At 62.7% G+C, this 17,183-nt stretch carries 16 protein-coding genes and 1 tRNA gene; 4 read left to right on the top strand and 13 right to left on the bottom strand.

Annotation, left to right across the window (positions count from 1 at the left end; translation table 11 throughout):
* Positions 1-16: 16 nt before the first annotated feature.
* On the bottom strand, positions 17-256 hold the full coding sequence (locus J5M71_RS05955) for a sulfurtransferase TusA family protein (RefSeq protein ID WP_008097503.1): 240 nt from the start codon (positions 254-256) through the stop codon (positions 17-19).
* A 122-nt stretch (positions 257-378) separates the two neighbouring features.
* Here J5M71_RS05955 and J5M71_RS05950 point away from each other — a divergent pair, with 122 nt between their 5' ends.
* Entirely contained in the window at positions 379-1,815 is a 1,437-nt protein-coding gene (locus J5M71_RS05950) for a M48 family metalloprotease (protein ID WP_063913009.1), read from the top strand.
* 109 nt (positions 1,816-1,924) lie between these two features.
* Here J5M71_RS05950 and nadA read toward each other — a convergent pair whose 3' ends face one another.
* Both nadA and J5M71_RS05940 read right to left on the bottom strand, forming a co-directional pair.
* Positions 1,925-2,983, bottom strand: a complete 1,059-nt coding sequence (gene nadA, locus J5M71_RS05945; protein ID WP_019472564.1) for a quinolinate synthase NadA — start codon at positions 2,981-2,983, stop codon at positions 1,925-1,927.
* Positions 2,984-3,260: 277 nt separating this feature from the next.
* Positions 3,261-4,769, bottom strand: a complete 1,509-nt coding sequence (locus tag J5M71_RS05940; RefSeq protein ID WP_207830755.1) for a YdgA family protein — start codon at positions 4,767-4,769, stop codon at positions 3,261-3,263.
* A 445-nt stretch (positions 4,770-5,214) separates the two neighbouring features.
* On the opposite strand from J5M71_RS05940, the gene J5M71_RS05935 reads away from it, so the two are divergent.
* From J5M71_RS05935 to J5M71_RS05925, 3 genes are all read left to right on the top strand, one after another.
* Entirely contained in the window at positions 5,215-6,567 is a 1,353-nt protein-coding gene (locus J5M71_RS05935; RefSeq protein WP_207830752.1) for an APC family permease, read from the top strand.
* Positions 6,568-6,633: 66 nt separating this feature from the next.
* Positions 6,634-8,697, top strand: coding sequence for a methyl-accepting chemotaxis protein McpU (gene mcpU / locus J5M71_RS05930; RefSeq protein WP_207830749.1), 2,064 nt, complete (start codon positions 6,634-6,636; stop codon positions 8,695-8,697).
* A gap of 155 nt (positions 8,698-8,852) precedes the next feature.
* A complete protein-coding gene (locus J5M71_RS05925; RefSeq protein ID WP_207830745.1) occupies positions 8,853-9,812 on the top strand; it encodes a cation transporter in 960 nt (319 codons plus the stop codon).
* Between the two features lie 314 nt (positions 9,813-10,126).
* Here J5M71_RS05925 and J5M71_RS05920 read toward each other — a convergent pair.
* From J5M71_RS05920 to ybgC, 10 genes are all read right to left on the bottom strand, one after another.
* Positions 10,127-10,202, bottom strand: a tRNA-Lys gene (locus J5M71_RS05920).
* 60 nt (positions 10,203-10,262) lie between these two features.
* Positions 10,263-10,937, bottom strand: a complete 675-nt coding sequence (gene queC, locus J5M71_RS05915; protein ID WP_207830742.1) for a 7-cyano-7-deazaguanine synthase QueC — start codon at positions 10,935-10,937, stop codon at positions 10,263-10,265.
* 17 nt (positions 10,938-10,954) lie between these two features.
* Positions 10,955-11,602, bottom strand: a complete 648-nt coding sequence (gene queE, locus J5M71_RS05910; protein WP_207830739.1) for a 7-carboxy-7-deazaguanine synthase QueE — start codon at positions 11,600-11,602, stop codon at positions 10,955-10,957.
* 160 nt (positions 11,603-11,762) lie between these two features.
* Complete coding sequence (gene ybgF, locus J5M71_RS05905) at positions 11,763-12,569, bottom strand: tol-pal system protein YbgF (protein WP_063913016.1); 807 nt, start codon at positions 12,567-12,569, stop codon at positions 11,763-11,765.
* A 6-nt stretch (positions 12,570-12,575) separates the two neighbouring features.
* Positions 12,576-13,076, bottom strand: coding sequence for a peptidoglycan-associated lipoprotein Pal (pal, locus tag J5M71_RS05900; protein WP_015271469.1), 501 nt, complete (start codon positions 13,074-13,076; stop codon positions 12,576-12,578).
* A 54-nt stretch (positions 13,077-13,130) separates the two neighbouring features.
* The gene (gene tolB, locus J5M71_RS05895; protein ID WP_063913017.1) at positions 13,131-14,402 is read right to left on the bottom strand and encodes a Tol-Pal system beta propeller repeat protein TolB; all 1,272 of its coding nucleotides are present in this window, start codon (positions 14,400-14,402) and stop codon (positions 13,131-13,133) included.
* Between the two features lie 26 nt (positions 14,403-14,428).
* Positions 14,429-15,538 (bottom strand): cell envelope integrity protein TolA, encoded by a 1,110-nt coding sequence (tolA, locus tag J5M71_RS05890; RefSeq protein ID WP_063913018.1) that lies wholly within the window; start codon positions 15,536-15,538, stop codon positions 14,429-14,431.
* Positions 15,538-15,990 (bottom strand): protein TolR, encoded by a 453-nt coding sequence (gene tolR / locus J5M71_RS05885; RefSeq protein WP_003254760.1) that lies wholly within the window; start codon positions 15,988-15,990, stop codon positions 15,538-15,540. The genes tolA and tolR overlap by 1 nt, the downstream gene beginning before the upstream one ends.
* A gap of 14 nt (positions 15,991-16,004) precedes the next feature.
* Entirely contained in the window at positions 16,005-16,700 is a 696-nt protein-coding gene (tolQ, locus tag J5M71_RS05880; protein ID WP_063913019.1) for a protein TolQ, read from the bottom strand.
* A 2-nt stretch (positions 16,701-16,702) separates the two neighbouring features.
* Entirely contained in the window at positions 16,703-17,155 is a 453-nt protein-coding gene (gene ybgC / locus J5M71_RS05875) for a tol-pal system-associated acyl-CoA thioesterase (protein ID WP_015271472.1), read from the bottom strand.
* Positions 17,156-17,183 lie beyond the last annotated feature (28 nt).

Raw genomic sequence — 17,183 nt, 5'->3', positions numbered from 1 at the left:
CGATCCTTGGAAAGACTCAGGCCTTGCGCAGCCAGTAAGTGTAGGTACCGGCCTCGGCCGTTTCCCGCAGCAGGGTATGACCTGCCAACTGGGCGAAAGTGCGGAAGTCGCGTTGTGAGCCGGCGTCGGTGGCGATGACCTTGAGCACCGCGCCGCTGGCCAGGCGGTTGAGCTCCATCTTGGCCTTCAGCAGCGGCAAAGGGCAATTCAGCCCGCTGGCGTCCAGCTCGGCGTCACAGGTCAGGGTGTCACTCATCGTGGGGCTCTCCAAAGGCATTGCCAGGCTGTATCTGGATTTGGCCGGCTAGGATAGCGCCACTGGTCGCCAACGTGTGAGCCCGCTACAGTAGGTATCTTTGACCGACGCGAGCTTCATGCATGAATCTACTGCGCCCTACCCTGCTGACGCTGGCCTGCCTGTTGGCCCTCCCCGGCCACGCTGACGACCTGCCATCACTGGGCGACGCCAGTTCCGCGATCGTCTCGCCACAACAGGAGCACCAGCTCGGCCGTGCCTGGTTGAGCCTGCTGCGTGGCCAGGTCAACCAGCTCAACGACCCGCAGCTGAAAGATTACGTCGAAACCAGCGTGTATCGCCTGGCCGAAACCAGCCAACTGCAGGACCGACGCCTGGAATTCATCCTCATCGATAGCCGCGAGCTCAACGCCTTTGCCGCCCCGGGCGGCATCGTCGGGGTCAACGGCGGGCTGTTCCTCAACGCCCAGACCGAAGGCGAGTACGCCTCGGTACTGGCCCACGAACTGGCGCACTTGTCGCAACGCCACTTCGCCCGCGGCGTCGAGGCCCAGCAGCGCATGCAGTTGCCGATGATGGCGGCGTTGCTGGCCGGTATCGTGCTGGCCGCCGGTGGTGGCGGTGATGCCGGTATCGGCGTGATCGCCGGCACCCAGGCAGCGGCGATCCAGGAACAGCGGCGCTTCTCTCGGCAAAACGAACAGGAAGCCGACCGTATCGGCATCCAGAACCTGGAAAAGGCCGGCTACGACCCGCGCAACATGCCGACCATGTTCGAGCGCCTGGCCCGGCAGTACCGCTACGACGCCAAGCCACCGGAATTCTTGCTGACCCACCCGGTAACCGAGTCGCGTATCGCCGACACCCGCAACCGTGCCGAGCAGGCCCCCAAGGGCGGCGTCGAGGACAGCATGCGCTACCAGCTGATCCGTGCCCGGGTGGCGCTGACCTACGAAGGCACCCCGGGGCTGGCAGCCAAACGCTTCCGCGCCCAGCTGGACGAAGACCCCAAGCTGGACGCCGCGCGTTACGGCCTGGCCCTGGCGCAGATCAAGGGTGGCCAGCTGAACGAGGCGCGCGAACTGCTCAAGCCGCTGCTGGCCAAGGCGCCCAACGACATTACCTACAACCTGGCGCAGATCGACCTGGATATCACCAACAACCGCCTGGCCGACGCGCAGCAGCGGGCCGAACGCATGCAGGGCCTGTACCCGGGCAACTACCCGCTGAAACAGGTGCGTGCCGACTTGCTGGTGAAGCAGAACAAGCCCGCCGAGGCGGAGAAAGTGTTGAACGAGCTGGTGAAGAGCCGGCCGGATGACCCGGACGTGTGGTACGACATGGCCGAAGTGCGGGGCCTTTCGGGCAATACCATTGGTTTGCACCGGGCGCGTGCCGAGTACTTCACACTGGTGGGCGATTTTGACCAGGCCATCCAGCAGCTGGATTACGCCAAGCGCCGTGCGGGCGGGAACTTCCCGCTGGCAGCACAGATTGACCAGCGCCAGCGCGAGGTCATGGAGCAGCAGCGCATGGTTCAGGAAATGATGGGGCGTTGAGGGCCCTTTCGCGGGTAAACCCGCCCCCACAGGGACCGCACCGCCCGTGAGCGCTGCGCTGTACCTGTGGGAGCGGGTTTACCCGCGAAGAAAGCGACGCGGTACAGCGTCAGGCGTTACCGGACAACTTCAGGCGCGCCGCCTGGGTAAAGTCCAGCATCCGGTTCAGCGGCTTGATCGCTTTCGGCACCAGCGCCGGGTCGACAAAAATCTCGTTAGACCCATTACGCAGGCAATCCAGCACACGCTCCAGGGTGTTCATCGCCATCCACGGGCAGTGCGCGCAGCTGCGGCATGCCGCGCCGTTACCGGCGGTCGGGGCTTCGACGAACTCCTTGTCCGGGCACAGCTGCTGCATCTTGTAGAAGATGCCGCGGTCGGTGGCGACGATGAAGGTCTTGTTCGGCAGGGTCTGGGCAGCCTTGATCAGCTGGCTGGTGGAACCCACCGCGTCGGCCAGTTCGATCACCGCTTCCGGCGACTCGGGGTGCACCAGAATCGCTGCATCCGGGTACAGCGCCTTCATGTCGGCCAACTGGCGCGACTTGAACTCTTCGTGAACGATGCAGGCACCGTCCCACAGCAGCATGTCGGCACCGGTTTGCTTCTGGATGTAACGCCCCAGGTGCTGGTCCGGGCCCCAGATGATGGTCTCGCCGTTGTCCATCAGGCTTTCGACGATTTCCAGCGCGCAGCTCGAGGTGACCACCCAGTCGGCACGGGCCTTCACGGCAGCGGAAGTGTTGGCATAGACCACCACGGTACGCTCCGGGTGCTGGTCGCAGAAGGCCGAGAACTCTTCCACCGGGCAGCCCAGGTCGAGCGAGCAGGTAGCCTCCAGGGTGGGCATCAGCACGCGCTTTTCCGGGGTGAGGATTTTCGCCGTCTCGCCCATGAAGCGCACACCGGCAACGATCACGGTTTCGGCCGGGTGGTTCTTGCCGAAGCGGGCCATTTCCAACGAGTCGGACACGCAGCCGCCGGTTTCTTCGGCCAGCGCCTGGATGACCGGGTCGCAGTAATAGTGGGCGACCAGCACGGCGTTCTGGGCCTTGAGCTCGGCAGCGATGGCCGCACGGTATTCGGCCTCCTGCTCGGCTGTCAGCGGGTTGGGCTGCTTGGCGTCGAGGTGGGCCTGAACCAACAGGCGTTCGGAAATCTGGGTCATGATCGCTGGACCTGCAGGCGCTTGTGCGCGTCAAATCGAGTGTATCACCCGGCCCTGACAGATCGGCTAGGGGCGCCGGACGGCACACAGGCCGCCACGGCCCTCTGCGGGCGCGGATTATTATCGGAGGCCGAAGGCTACAGACAATCCAGCGAATTCTAAAGTGGTTTTTGTGTTGCCTGTGCTGGCCCTTTCGCGGGTGAACCCGCTCCCACAGAATCTGCCAAACTCCTGTGGGAGCGGGTTTACCCGCGAAGAGGCCGGTACAGGCTTTCGATCAGCCCTGCGGCGACAGGGCCGCCAGGTGCGAGGCCATGAGCATCGCGAACTCTTCCACGGTCATTTTCTGGCCGTTGAAATCGACCATGCCATCGGCATAGTGCAAGCTGCTTACCACATCATCGCCCTGCACGGTGGCCATGCCGCTCTGCAACGCCATCATGCCGACCATTTCCCCGGCCTGGCTCGATTGCATGGCAATGGACTGGGCGTCGGTCTGGCCATCCAGCAGCGCCTGCAAGGTTGCCAGGTCACCGAACATCGGCTTGGACAACGACAGCTTGCCCTTAACCTCGGTGATCAGCTGCTTGCTCAACTGGTCAGGCGGCAGGTCGAAGCTGGCCGGGGCAGCGAAGCCCATCGAAAGGTCAAAGCGGCTTTCGCCATTGGCGGTCTTGAACGACAGGTTTTCCACCGCCACCCGGGGCTTGGCAGCCAGCAGTTTCTGCAGCTCGCCCTGGAACCTGGCCTTCTCCACATCGTCCATCTGGATTTCCGGCACCGGCTGGCCGGCTGCGGCTGCGGCCTCGAATTCCGGCAGGTGCGCCTGGTACCACGTCGACAGCGCCTGCAGCGCCGGGGCGTTGACCGACGTGATGCTCACCGCCATTTGCGCCTTGCCCACCGCACGGCCATCCCAGGTGATATCCCCAACCTTGTACTCCACGCGGCCACCCACGGTATCCGGGCCGTCAAGGGTTTGCAGGGCGTTCTGCTCCAGGCCCTTGACCACCAGCACCTGCTGCTTGGGCCCCAGAGTGACCTTGGTTTCGGCCAGCGCCAGGTCGACGTTGCCCACATAGATGGCCTCGTGCGCGGTGGCCGCCAGCTGGCCGCCGACCTTCAGGCCGTTGAGCTCGAAGGTGGCAGGCGGCTGGTCATCGCGCACCAGCTTCATCACGAAACGGTCGGCCTGGCCGTGGAAGCGCGAGGCCTTGCCTTCCTGATCACCGCTTACTTGCAACTGCATGCCCGAGAAGTCGAGGCTGTTGCCATCCGCTTCGTCAAGCTTGACCGGCGCCAGCTGGATCTGGCTGACCACATTGCCGTCGTAACCCAGGCTGGTCTGCGCGCTGACCGGTGCCTGCTCGCCTGCGGCGGCGAACCACGGCGCAGTGGCGTCGTCCTTCTGCAGCGTGCTGTTGCTGACCGCCAGCACCGGCATCAGCTTCAACGCCTTTACCCGCGACCAGGGGAACGGGCCATGCTCGATCTGGTCGGTCACGCCCACGTCGAAGTTCACCACTTCGCCTTCGCCCAGGTTGATATCGCGGGCCTTGAGCCGGTACTGGGCGGTACTGCTGAAGAAATGCTGCTCCAGCGATACCCGCTCGATACTCATGCTGCCACCGGTGCTCACCAGGGCCTTCTTGAGTTCGGCGTTGCTGCGGACAAGGGCGTTGTCCAGCTCCGCAGGCAGCTGCTTGCCGGTGTACCAGGCGCCAGCGGTGATTGCGACGGCGATGGCGATAGCCAGGCCGGAAAGGATGCCAACTGATTTCTTCATGAATAGAACCGATTGCTGTCCGTAAGGGCTTCGTAGGCGGCCAAGGGCCACACAGAACGCCAAGAGTACCACCGCAGCCCAGGCCTGGCGCTGGCCCGGCTCGAGAAATCCCGCTTTTGGGAAACGCCTGACAGCCTTTCCATGGGAGACCGGCATTCGTTAATTTTTACGAACACTCAAATTGATCAAAACCGCAAAAAAACGCGCAATAACCGAACAAAACCCCACTTGAATCGATAAATATTTCAATTCAGCAACATCTTGTCATGTTTAACTTGACACCCAGCTACCCATCGTTTTTTATTTTCACCACTTTGCGCGCTCCCCCGCGCCCCCGCCGCTCCAACAATAAAGGTGAACAACATGGAGCCCACCCGCTCGCCCTTGCCGCATGCGCAGTACACCGTGCCCGCCGTTTACGCCCAGCCGCAGGAGCCATGCCAGCATGCAGCATGACCACAGCGCCTCCGGCAATGGCCAACTTCGCAAAACCCTGCGTCTCTGGCACGTGATCATCATCGGCCTGGCCTACCTGACCCCGATGACCGTGTTCGACACCTTCGGCATCGTATCCGGGATTACCGCCGGGCACGTACCCAGCGCCTACATCCTGGCGCTGGCCGGGATCCTGTTCACCGCCGTGAGCTACGGCACCCTGGTACGACGCTTCCCACAGTCGGGCTCGGCCTATACCTACACCCAGCGTGCGATCAACCCGCACGTGGGCTTCCTGGTCGGCTGGTCGTCATTGCTGGACTACCTGCTGCTGCCAATGGTCAATGCGTTGCTGGCCAAGCTGTACCTTTCGGCCATGTTCCCGGAAGTACCGGAGTGGATGTGGGTGGCTGGCTTCGTCACCCTGATCAGCCTGATCAACATGCGCAGCGTGAACCTGGTGGCGCACTTCAACCTGCTGTTCGTGGCCGTGCAGGTGGCGATCATCGCCGTGTTCATCTACCTGTGCGTGCGCGGCCTGGACCAAGGTGAAGGGCTGGGTACCGCCTGGAGCCTGCTGCCATTCGCCGACAACCAGACCCAGCTCAGCGCCCTGGCCGCCGGTGCGACCATCCTGTGCTTCTCGTTCCTGGGCTTCGACGCGGTCACCTGCCTGTCCGAAGAAACCCGCGACCCGGGCAAGACCATCCCTCGGGCAATCTTCCTCACCGCACTGATCGGCGGCATGGTGTTCATCACCGTGTCGTACTTCATCCAGGCCTACTTCCCGACCATGTCCCGCTTCCATGACCAGGAAGCGGCACTGCCGGAAATCGCCCTGTACGTCGGCGGCAAGCTGTTCCAGTCGATTTTCATCGCCTGCACCGTGATCAACACCATCGCCTCGGGCCTGGCCTCGCAGACCAGCGTGTCGCGCCTGCTGTACGTGATGGGCCGCGACAACGTGATCCCGGCCAGCCTGTTCGCCCGCCTGCATTCCCGCTACAAGACGCCAGTGCTGAACATCGCGGTGGTGGGGCTGATTTCGCTGTCAGCGATCTTCTTCGACCTGGTCACCGCCACCTCGATCATCAACTTTGGCGCACTGGTCGCGTTCAGCTTCGTCAACCTGTCGGTGATCAACCACTGCTACCTGCGCGAAGGCAAGCGCCAAGGCCTGGCCAACCAGCTGACGTATCTGGTGGCGCCCACCATTGGCTTCTGCATCATCGTTTCGCTGTGGCTGGACCTGAACGCGCATTCGCTGCTGTTCGGTGGCGTCTGGGCACTGCTCGGCCTGCTGTACCTGGCCTGGCTGACCAAAGCCTTCAGGGACACCCCGCCCAACTACATCGCTGAATGACCCACGCTGCCGACAACGCCCGCGCCTGAACGCGGGCGTTGTACTTGATCGAAAAGGAAAGCCCTCATGCCGCTGCGCCGCCTCTCCATCCAGTGGAAGATCACCCTGCTCGCCGGCCTGTGCCTGCTGGCCATCGTCGCCTTGCTGGTGACTACGTCGCTGGCCCAGGCGCGGCGCAGCGCGGCACTGGTCAACCAGGCCAACACCGAAATGCTCGACAGCAGCGCACGCCTGCGCCTGCAGGCCCATGCCGAAGCCCAGGCCCTGCGCATCCAGCGCTATTTCATGGACGCCTACCAGTACGGCAATGGCTTTGCCCGCCTGGTACAGGTGCTCAAGGCCCGTGGCGGCAGCGACCTGCGCGCCGAGCTGACGCGCCAGGCCCGCACCAGCCTGGCCGGCAACCCGGACGTGATCGGCCTGTACCTGGTTTTCCAGCCCGACGCCCTGGACCAGGACAGCCAGTACCTCGGCCAGGATGCCGTGGGCAGCAACGAAAGCGGGCGTTTCTCACTGTACTGGTCACAACCCCGCCCCGGCACTCTGGAGCTTGAAGCCATGCCGGAATCGATGCTCGGTGACGCCAGCATCGGCAGCAACGGCGTGGCAAAGAACCGCTGGCTGACCTGCCCGCAGGACACCGCCAGAACCTGCATGCTCGAGCCATACCTCGACGAGGTGAATGGCCGCCAGGTGCTGATGACCAGCATCGCCCTGCCGCTGCTGGAGCATGGCAAGGTGGTCGGCGTGGTTGGCCTGGACATCGGCCTGGCCAACCTGCAGCAGTTGAGCCTGGACGGCCGCCGGGAGCTGTTCGATGGCCAGGGCCAGGTCAGCATCGCCAGCGCAGCCGGCCTGCTGGCCGGCAACAGCCGCGACGACAGCAAACTCGGCGAGCCCATGGACAAGACGGTAGCCGATGGCCTGCTGCGTGTTGCCCACCCATTCACACCGATCCCTGATGCCGCCCCTTGGCAGGTACTGCTGGAACTGCCGGAAAGCGTGCTGCAGGCGCCTGCCGTCGCCCTCAACCAGCGCCTGGACGCGCACAACCACAGCGCCAACCTCACCAGCCTGCTGGTTGGCCTGGGCGCTGCGGTAGTCGGTTTGCTGCTGGTGTGGCTGACCGCGCGTGGCGTGACCCGACCAATCCTGGCCGTGGCCGCACGCCTGGAAGACATCGCCAGCGGCGAAGGCGACCTCACCCGTCGCCTGGACTACGCCCGCCAGGATGAACTGGGCCAGCTCACCGGCTGGTTCAACCGCTTTCTCGACAAGCTGCAACCGGTCATTGCCCAGGTCAAAGGCTCACTGCAGGAAGCACGTGGTACCGCCGACCAGTCGGCCGCCATCGCCAGCCAGACCAGCGACGGCATGCAGCAACAGCACCGTGAAATCGAACAGGTGGCCACCGCTGCCAACGAGATGAGCGCCACCGCCCTGGATGTCGCCCATAACGCCTCGCAGGCGGCCCAGGCTGCACGCGCAGCCGACCAGGCCAGCCGCGAAGGCCTGCAACTGATCGACAGCACCCGCCAGGGCATCGACCGCCTGGCTGCCGGCATGAACACCGCCATGGACGAGGCGCGCGCGCTGGAAGGCCGCAGCGGGCAGATCGGTTCGGTGCTGGAAGTGATCCGTACCATTGCCGAGCAAACCAACCTGCTGGCGCTCAACGCCGCCATCGAAGCCGCCCGCGCGGGCGAAGCCGGGCGTGGTTTTGCCGTGGTAGCCGACGAAGTGCGTGGCCTGGCCCAGCGCACGCAAACATCGGTGGAGGAAATTCGCCAGGTCATCGAGGGCTTGCAGCAAGGCACCCAGGATGTGGTGGGTGCCATGCACGAAGGTCAGCGCCAGGCGCAGGACAGCGCCACGCGCATGGAGCAGGCGCTGCCGGCGCTACAACGGATTGGCGAGGCAGTGGCGGTGATCAGCGACATGAACCTGCAGATTGCCTCGGCAGCCGAAGAGCAGAGCGCGGTGGCCGAAGAGGTGAACCGCAATGTGGCCGGCATTCGCGATGTGACCGAATCGCTGGCAGGCCAGGCCGATGAGTCGGCGCGGATCAGCCAGGCCCTGAACCGGCTAGCCAACCAGCAGCAGGCGCTGATGGAGCAATTCCGCGTCTAACCTGTCAGGGCCAATGCGCCTTTTTCGCGGGTGAACCCGCTCCCACAGGGTTTTGCGCCGATCTCCAAGGCGACGCCAACCTGTGGGAGCGGGTTCACCCGCGAAGAGGCCCTGACAAGCAATACAGCATCACCGTTTCTTCTAGAGCACATTTTATGCAAACCGCAACCAGATCCACCTTCTTCGACATCACCAGCGAACAGGGCCTGTTACGCACCTCGATTGCCGTCACCCTGTTCATCGCCATCATCGGCATCGCCTTCGGCCTGGCCTCCGGCTCGTTCTCCATCGTCTTCGACGGCGTCTATTCGCTGGTCGATGCCAGCATGAGCGGGCTGTCGCTGGTGGTGGTCAGGCTGATTACCGCGCACACCACCAGCGTGCAGATGTCGCGCAAGCTGCGCGAGCGCTTCACCATGGGCTTCTGGCACCTGGAGCCGATGGTGCTGGCGCTCAACGGCATCCTGCTCAGCGGCGTGGCCATCTATGCACTGATCAACGCCGTCAGCAGCTTGCTGCAAGGCGGGCGCCACCTGGAGTTCGGCATCGCCATGGTCTACGCGCTGCTGACCGTGATCGCCTGCGTGACCATCGCCATTGTCGAGGCCCGCGCCAACCGCAAGCTGGGCTCGGATTTCGTGCGCATGGACGTAAAAGGCTGGGTGATGTCAGCCAGCATTACCGCCGCGCTGCTGATCGCCTTCTGCTTTGGCTATGCGGTACAAGGCACATCGCTGGAGTGGGTATCGCCGTACATCGACCCGGCGGTGCTGGCGCTGGTGTGCCTGGTGATCGTGCCGTTGCCGATGTCGGTAGTGCGCCAGGCCCTTTCGGAAATTTTTCTGGTGACCCCTGGCGACCTCAAGCTGCATGTGGACGAAGTCGCCAAAGCCTTCGTCGCACGCCATGGGTTGCAGTCGTACCGGGCTTATGTGGCCAAGGTTGGGCGCTCGCGGGAAATCGAGCTGTACTTCATCGTACCGAAGAGCATGGCCGCAAAAACCATCGATGAATGGGATGCGTGGCGCAACGAGATCGGTGATGCCGTGGGAGGTGAAGGGCCGGACCGCTGGCTTACGGTGGTGTTTACCGGGGATCCGGAGTGGGCTGAGTAAGCTGGGGGCGCTTTGCGCCCCTTTCGCGACACAAGGCCGCTCCCACAACGTCCGCACGGCTCTCAAGGCCTGTGCTTTACCTGTGGGAGATTGCCCAGCCCTTTGGGCTGCGCTGTCGCACAGGGAACAATGTTCGAGAGCGCGTCACAATCCCTTGTGGGAGCGGGCACGCCCGCTCCCACAGAGCCCTGCTAAATCAATGATTTATGTGTTGTTCCATGAGAGCTGGCTTGCCGGCGATGAGGCCAGTACAAGCAGCGGAAAACGAAAAAGCCCGCCACCGTTGCCGGTAGCGGGCTTTGACGTACTGAGTATGGTGGGTCGTGTAGGATTCGAACCTACGACCAATTGGTTAAAAGCCAACTGCTCTACCAACTGAGCTAACGACCCGTTGGATGGCGCGTATAATACTGATTTCTAACAGGAAATCAATACCCCATCAAAGTTTTTTCAAAAGTATCGCGTCGGGTCTGCGACACCGGCTGCCTTGAAGCCGTCGGCACGCAGGCGGCAGCTGTCGCATTTGCCGCAGGCACGGCCGTCATCGTCGGCCTGGTAGCAGGAAACGGTCAGGCTGTAGTCCACGCCGCGGGCCATGCCGGCCTGTACGATCTGCGCCTTGCTCATGTTCTGCAGCGGCGCCTGGATGCGGAAGCCCCGCCCTTCGACACCGGCCTTGGTCGCCAGGTTGGCCATGCGCTCGAAGGCTTCGACGAACTCGGGGCGGCAATCGGGGTAGCCGGAGTAATCCACGGCATTGACGCCAATGAAGATGTCACGGGCATCCAGTACTTCTGCCCAGCCCAGGGCCAGGGACAGGAACACGGTGTTGCGCGCCGGCACGTAGGTGACCGGGATGCCTTCACCCGGGGTTTCAGGCACGTCGATACTGCTGTCGGTCAATGCCGAGCCGCCGATACCGTTCAGGTTCAGGCCAATCACCTTGTGCTCGACCACACCCAGGTCGCGGGCAACGCGGGCAGCGGCGTTCAGTTCGGCGCGGTGGCGCTGGCCGTAGTCGAAACTCATGGTGTAGCAGCTGTAGCCTTCGGCCTTGGCCATGGCGACCACGGTGGCCGAGTCCAGGCCGCCGGACAACAGGATGACTGCGCGTTTGTCGGTCATGTGTGCTTGCTCCTCAATCAACGTCCGGGTTCGTCGTTCCACAGCAGCTTGTGCAGCTGCAGCTGGAAGCGTACGGGCAGGTTGTCGGCGACGATCCAGTCCGCCAGGTCGCTGGCGTTCACCTGGTGGTGGCTGGGCGAGAACAACACCTCGCCGGCACGCTCGGCCAGGTTGTACTGGATCAGCTTGGAAACCGCCCAGTCGTAGTCCTCACGGGAACAGATGACAAACTTGACCTGGTCGTTGCGGGTCAGCTGCTCGATGTTCTCGTAGCGGTTACGGTGCGACTCTTCGGAGCCTGGGGTCTTCAGGTCGACCACGCGGCTGACGCGGGTGTCGGTGCCGGCAATATCCAGCGCGCCGCTGGTCTCCAGCGACACCTTGTAACCGGCGTCACACAGGCGCTGCAACAGCGGCAAGGCATTGGGCTGGGCCAATGGCTCGCCACCGGTAACGCAAACGTAGCGCGGCTTGAAGCCGGCGACCTGCTCAAGGATCGAATCGAGGGTGCGAAGGGTACCGCCACTGAAGGCATAGGCACTGTCGCAGTACTGGCAGCGCAGGGGGCAACCGGTGAGGCGCACGAATACCGTGGGCAACCCGGCCGTTCGCGTTTCACCCTGCAAAGAGTAAAAGACTTCGGTGATGCGTAATGTGTCTTGCATGCTCGCCACGGGCGTGACAGCTAAACAGGCTGCCCGCCTCCGTCAGGCACTGTCGCGGACTCGACATAGCGTTATCCGCAGCAGCGTGTTTACGAAAAAAGGGCAGTGATTCTAACGAAAAAACCCGCGACAGGCGCGGGTTTCTTTCAAACGGTGCTGCTTAGAGCTTCTGCAGGTCACGCTGGGCCAGTTGCGCGGCCGAGGTGCCAGGATACTGGGTGATGACCTGCTGCAGGATACCCTTGACCTTGTCGGTATGGCCCATGCGGCGCTCGACATCGGCCAGCTTGTACAGCGAATCCGGCACTTTGCTGTGCTTCGGATACTTCTGGCTGACCTGGGCAAAAGCCTGGCTGGCGGCTGGCAGGTCGCCCTTGGCCAGGTTCACTTCACCCAGCCAATACTGGGCATTGCCCGCGTACTGGCTGTTGGGGTACTTGCGCAGGAAGGCGTTGAACGCCTGGCTGGCCTTGTCGAAGTCTTTCTGCTTGATCAGGTCGAAAGCGGCATCGTAATAGAGCTTTTCTTTCGCCGGATCACCGGGCTCGCTACTGGCGGCCGGTTGTTGCGCAGCAGCACCTGCTGCTGCATCGGGGGCGGCACTGGATGCACCACCACCGGAGGAATTGTCAGGGGTCGCGGCAGGCGCGGCGCCACTGTTGATGCGACGGTCCAGGTCCTGGTAACGCTCCAGGTTTTCCTGCTTCATGCGCGACACATCGTTCTGCAGCTCTTCGATGATGCCTTGCTGGCGGGAAAGCTGATCCTGCATCTGTTGCAGCTGCATGAACAGCTGGCCCTGTGCAGAGGCAGGGGCCGAAGCCCCCGACCCGGCATAGGCGCCGCTCGTGCCATAACCCGCAGGCGGATAACTGCCTGCGTTGTCATCAATTACAGGGACCTCAGCCCAGGCCGCGAGCGGCAGGCTGAGTGCGAGGACGGTTACTACACGGCGGCACATACGCATAAGAACTTACTTACGCAGTTCTACGCGACGGTTCTGAGCCCAGGACTGCTCGTCGTTGCCAGTGGCAACCGGACGCTCTTCACCGTAGGAGACCAGTTCCAGCTGAGCAGGGGAAACGCCCTGCAGAACCAGGTAGCGCTGAACGGCCTTGGCACGACGCTCACCCAGAGCCATGTTGTACTCGCGGGTGCCGCGCTCGTCGGTGTTGCCTTCCAAGACAACGCGGTTGCCGTTGGCTTTCAGGTCCTTGGCGTGAACGTCCAGAGCGCGCATGGCTTCTGGCTTCAGGTCCGAGCTGTCGTATTCGAAGTAGAAGGTGGTGATTGCGCGCAGGGCAGCTTCTTCGCTCAGGGAGCCGTCAACAGCGCCAGCGTTGGCACCGTAGCCAGCGTTCGGATCTACAGCAGCGCCTTCGCCTGCGTTGTCACCGCCCTTCGAGGAGCAACCTACAGCTACGGCCATGGCCAGAGCCAGCGCAGCAAATTTACCAAACTTCAGCATTTCCATCGTGAAACTCCTAATGAAACCCCAGTGTGTTAAGCAAAAATTATTACGCCGCAATCAGTTCAGGTAAGGGGACCAGGACGGTTCTCTGACTTCGCCTTGAGCGGTAGGAAGTGGGAGCCTCACGCGGCCATTAAGCGACACGAGCATCAAGACTCCCCGGCCCTGCTGGCGGGTGGCGTAGATTAGCATGGTGCCGTTTGGCGCAACAGTGGGAGACTCATCAAGACTCGTTTCCGAGAGAATCTTTACACTTCCGCGCTGCAAATCCTGGGCCGCAACTTTGAAGTTGGTGAAGCCCTGCTGGCGATGGATCATCACCAGGGTCTTTTCGTCCGCCGACAGTTTCGGGTTGGCGTTGTAGTTACCCACGAACGTTACACGCTCGGCGCCACCGCCACCGACCGACTGCTTGTAGATCTGCGGCTTGCCGCCACGGTCGGAGGTGAAGTACAGGGTGTTGCCATCCTTGCCCCAGAACGGCTCGGTGTTGATGCCCGGGCCAGCGGTGACACGGCTGATCTGGCGCGAAGCCACGTTCATCACGTAGATGTCCGGGTTGCCGTCCTTCGACAGCACGAACGCCAGGCGCGAGCCGTCCGGCGACCAGGCTGGCGCGCCGTTCAGGCCTTCGAAGTTGGTGACCTGCTCGCGGCGACCGGTATCGATGTGCTGGACGAAGATGCGCGGGCGCTTCTGCTCGAACGAGACATAGGCGATGCGCTTGCCATCCGGTGCAAAGCGTGGCGACAGGATCGGTTCACGCGATTGCAGCAGGGTGACCGCACGTGCACCGTCGTAGTCCGAACGCTGCAGGGTATAGCGGGTGTTGTTGGTGGAGAAACGCTCGGCCGTCACGTACAGCATGCGGGTGGAGAACGCACCCTTGATGCCGGTGAGCTTCTCGAACGACTGGTCGGAAATGTAGTGCGCCATGTCGCGCAGCTGGTCGACGCTGCCCGCCACGCTACCGGTCAGCACTTGCTGCTCGGTGGCGACGTTGAACAGCGCGTACTGCACCTGCAGGCGACCGCCCGACGGCACGATGCTGCCGACCATCACGTACTGCGCGCCCAGCGCTTTCCAGTCACGGAAGATCACTTCGCTGGCCTGCGACGGCTGGCTGATCATGTTCTGCCGCGGAATCGGCGAGTAGTAGCCGGAGTTGCGCAGGTCGTTGCCGATGATGTCGGCCATGTCTTCCGGCAGCACGCTGCCGCCCTGCAGACCAAACGGCACTACCGCGATGGGCGTGGCCCGGTCGCTGCCGCTGGTGACCAGGATGTTCTTTTCCTCTGCCACGGCCATGCCTGCCACGCAGCACAGCATGACCAGCAGTCCTCTCAGACGTTTAATCACAACGCTAGATCCTCAGGTGTAAATGTCATCTTGAACGAACGATATTGGTTGAAATCGCTCGGCTTCATACCCTGCATCTCGGTCAAACGACCAATGTTCTTCACCGCAGCCACCGCCGAACTGTCGTACGGGCCGTCACCACTGGACCGGGCCACGCTGACGTTGGTGATGGTACCGTCCGGCAACATGTTGATCTGCAGGACCACCGTCATGCCCTTGCGCGCGGAAGGCGGACGCGCCCAACCCTCGGCCGCGCGCAAGCGGATCAGGTCGTCGAAGTCGCCAGCCACCTGGTCACCCTGCTCGTCGGCCAGCGCCTGCTGCCGTTCGGTGGTGTCGGACAACAGCTCGGCCAGGGCCTGGGCTTTCTTGTCTTCCGCCGCCTTGCGGGCCGCTTCCTGTGCCTTTTTCTTCTGGGCGTCTGCAGCGGCCTTTTTCTTGGCCTCTTCAGCTGCCTTCTTCTTCGCTTCCTCGGCCGCCGCTTTCTTCTTGGCGTCCTCGGCAGCTTTCTTCTTGGCCTCTTCGGCTGCCTTTTTCTTGGCGTCCTCGGCAGCTTGTTTCTTCGCCTCTTCAGCGGCCTCTTTCTTGGCCTCTTCTTCGGCTTTTTTCTTGGCTTCTTCTTCGGCCTTCTTCTTGGCGATGTCGGCCTGCTGCTTCTCGGCAGCCTTCTTCGCCTCTTCGGCCTTCTTGGCTTCGGCGGCTTTCTTGGCCTCGGCAGCCTTGGCGGCTTCGGCCGCTGCCTCGGCTTTCTTGGCTTCGGCGGCCTCGCGGGCCTCTTCGGCCTTTTGAGCGGCGTCGGCTTTCTTTTGTTCCGCGGCCTTCACGGCCTCCTGCTCGACCTTCTTCTGTTCCAGCTGCTCGACCTCGGTCTGGCGCGAAGCGGTTTTCTTCGCTTCCCCGGCAATCTTCTGATTGGTCTGGGTGGTCGCCTGGCTCTTGGACTTGAGCTGGTACAGGGTAGCCTGGACGATCGGCTTGGATGGCGGCAGCTCAGGCGTCATGGCAAAACTGACGAACAGCAGGGCGAACACCAGCACATGCAGGCCGATGGCCCAGACACTGGGCCAGAAGTAGCTTTCCGAGGCGGATGGCTCTCGCTGTTGCATCAGGGCGCCTCGGTAATCAGGCCAACGTTACCGACACCGGCCTTCTGCAACCCGCCCATGGCACCCATGACCGCGCCATAGTCGACAGCCTTGTCGCCACGAATGAACACCTGGGTCTGCTTGCCCTGGTCACGGCCGGCGGCAATGATCTTGGTCACCGCGTCGGTCATGGCAGGCAAGGTCATGGCCTTGTCCATCTGCTTGTCGGTATCGACTTCGCTGCCGAGGTTCCAGTAGTAGGTCTTGTCAGCCTTGATGGAGATGGTGAGGATCTGGACGTTGTTGTCCTGCGGCAAGGCTTCACTGGAAACCTTGGGCAGGTCTACCTTCACGCCCTGGTTGAGCATGGGCGCCGTCACCATGAAAATGACCAGCAGTACCAGCATCACGTCGATGTAGGGCACCACGTTCATCTCGGCGACGGGCTTGCGTTTGTGGCGAACTCGGGCCATGGGCTTCTACCTGATTACTCTTCGCTGGTGTGCACTTTGCGGTGCAGGATCGCCTGGAACTCGTCGGCGAAGGTGTAGTAACGGCCGATCAGCACTTCACTGCGGGCCGAGAAGCGGTTGTAGGCGATGACCGCCGGGATCGCCGCGAACAGGCCGATGGCGGTGGCGATCAGCGCTTCGGCGATACCCGGGGCAACCGTGGCCAGGGTGGCCTGCTGGGCGCTGGCCAGGCCGCGGAAGGAGTTCATGATGCCCCATACGGTACCGAACAGGCCGATGTACGGGCTGGTCGAACCGACGGTGGCCAGGAACGGCAGGCTCTGCTCGAGTTTTTCTTCCTCGCGCGAGATGGCTACGCGCATGGCACGGGCAACACCCTCCATGACCGCGTCCGGATCAACGCCCGACTGCTGGCGCAGACGCGAAAATTCCTTGAAGCCGGCACGGAAGACCTGCTCGACCCCGGAGTCCGGGTCCGGGTTGCTGCCTGCCTGGCGGTACAGCTTGGACAGGTCGATGCCCGACCAGAAGCGCTCCTCGAAGGCATCCAGCGCACGACGACCGGCGCGCAGCATGGTGCTGCGCTGAAAGATCATGATCCATGAGGTGACCGAGGCGGCCACCAGGATCAGCATTACCAGCTGTACCAACACGCTGGCATTGCTGACCAGACTCCACATGGAGGTATGGTCGACGACGTTAGCTTCCACGCTTATTCTCCTGCATTCGATTGAGTACCCGAGCCGTCCGCCGCAAAGGCGTCGCGCAGCTCCGGGGGTATGGCTCGGGGTTTGAAAGTGTCGGCGCGCACGGCGGCCACCAGGAACTGCCCTTCGCAGAGCAGCGTTTCATCCTTTTCCCGCCAGACCTGCTGCACGAAGCGCAGGCTGGCGCGATTGAGTTCAAGTACTTGCGCGGTAACCCGAAGCTCGTCGTCCAGCCGCGCCGGCGCGTGATAGCGCGCTTCGCTGGAGTGGACCACGAACAGCAGGTTGTCTTCGGCCAGTTGCGCCTGGGAAAAGCCCAGGTGCCGCAGCCGCTCGGTACGCGCGCGCTCCATGAATTTCAGGTAATTGACGTAATACACCACACCACCGGCATCGGTATCCTCGTAATAGACACGACAACGGTGTGCGAACGGTTCCAGGCCATTTTGCGCGCGCATACTCTAGTGCTTACTCCTCAGCTTGCCA

Origin of the sequence: Pseudomonas sp. 43(2021), from assembly GCF_017490805.1 — a bacterium.
Lineage (GTDB): Bacteria > Pseudomonadota > Gammaproteobacteria > Pseudomonadales > Pseudomonadaceae > Aquipseudomonas.
Note: the sequence above shows the minus strand (reverse complement) of the source record. Positions and strands in the feature narration are given on the sequence as shown.

Coding starts and splice junctions, on each gene's coding strand:
- J5M71_RS05955 (WP_008097503.1), bottom strand. CDS start 256: ATGAGTGACACCCTGACCTGTGACGCCGAGCTGGACGCCAGCGGGCTG.
- J5M71_RS05950 (WP_063913009.1), top strand. CDS start 379: ATGAATCTACTGCGCCCTACCCTGCTGACGCTGGCCTGCCTGTTGGCC.
- nadA (WP_019472564.1), bottom strand. CDS start 2,983: ATGACCCAGATTTCCGAACGCCTGTTGGTTCAGGCCCACCTCGACGCC.
- J5M71_RS05940 (WP_207830755.1), bottom strand. CDS start 4,769: ATGAAGAAATCAGTTGGCATCCTTTCCGGCCTGGCTATCGCCATCGCC.
- J5M71_RS05935 (WP_207830752.1), top strand. CDS start 5,215: ATGCAGCATGACCACAGCGCCTCCGGCAATGGCCAACTTCGCAAAACC.
- mcpU (WP_207830749.1), top strand. CDS start 6,634: ATGCCGCTGCGCCGCCTCTCCATCCAGTGGAAGATCACCCTGCTCGCC.
- J5M71_RS05925 (WP_207830745.1), top strand. CDS start 8,853: ATGCAAACCGCAACCAGATCCACCTTCTTCGACATCACCAGCGAACAG.
- queC (WP_207830742.1), bottom strand. CDS start 10,937: ATGACCGACAAACGCGCAGTCATCCTGTTGTCCGGCGGCCTGGACTCG.
- queE (WP_207830739.1), bottom strand. CDS start 11,602: ATGCAAGACACATTACGCATCACCGAAGTCTTTTACTCTTTGCAGGGT.
- ybgF (WP_063913016.1), bottom strand. CDS start 12,569: ATGCGTATGTGCCGCCGTGTAGTAACCGTCCTCGCACTCAGCCTGCCG.
- pal (WP_015271469.1), bottom strand. CDS start 13,076: ATGGAAATGCTGAAGTTTGGTAAATTTGCTGCGCTGGCTCTGGCCATG.
- tolB (WP_063913017.1), bottom strand. CDS start 14,402: ATGCTGTGCTGCGTGGCAGGCATGGCCGTGGCAGAGGAAAAGAACATC.
- tolA (WP_063913018.1), bottom strand. CDS start 15,538: ATGCAACAGCGAGAGCCATCCGCCTCGGAAAGCTACTTCTGGCCCAGT.
- tolR (WP_003254760.1), bottom strand. CDS start 15,990: ATGGCCCGAGTTCGCCACAAACGCAAGCCCGTCGCCGAGATGAACGTG.
- ybgC (WP_015271472.1), bottom strand. CDS start 17,155: ATGCGCGCGCAAAATGGCCTGGAACCGTTCGCACACCGTTGTCGTGTC.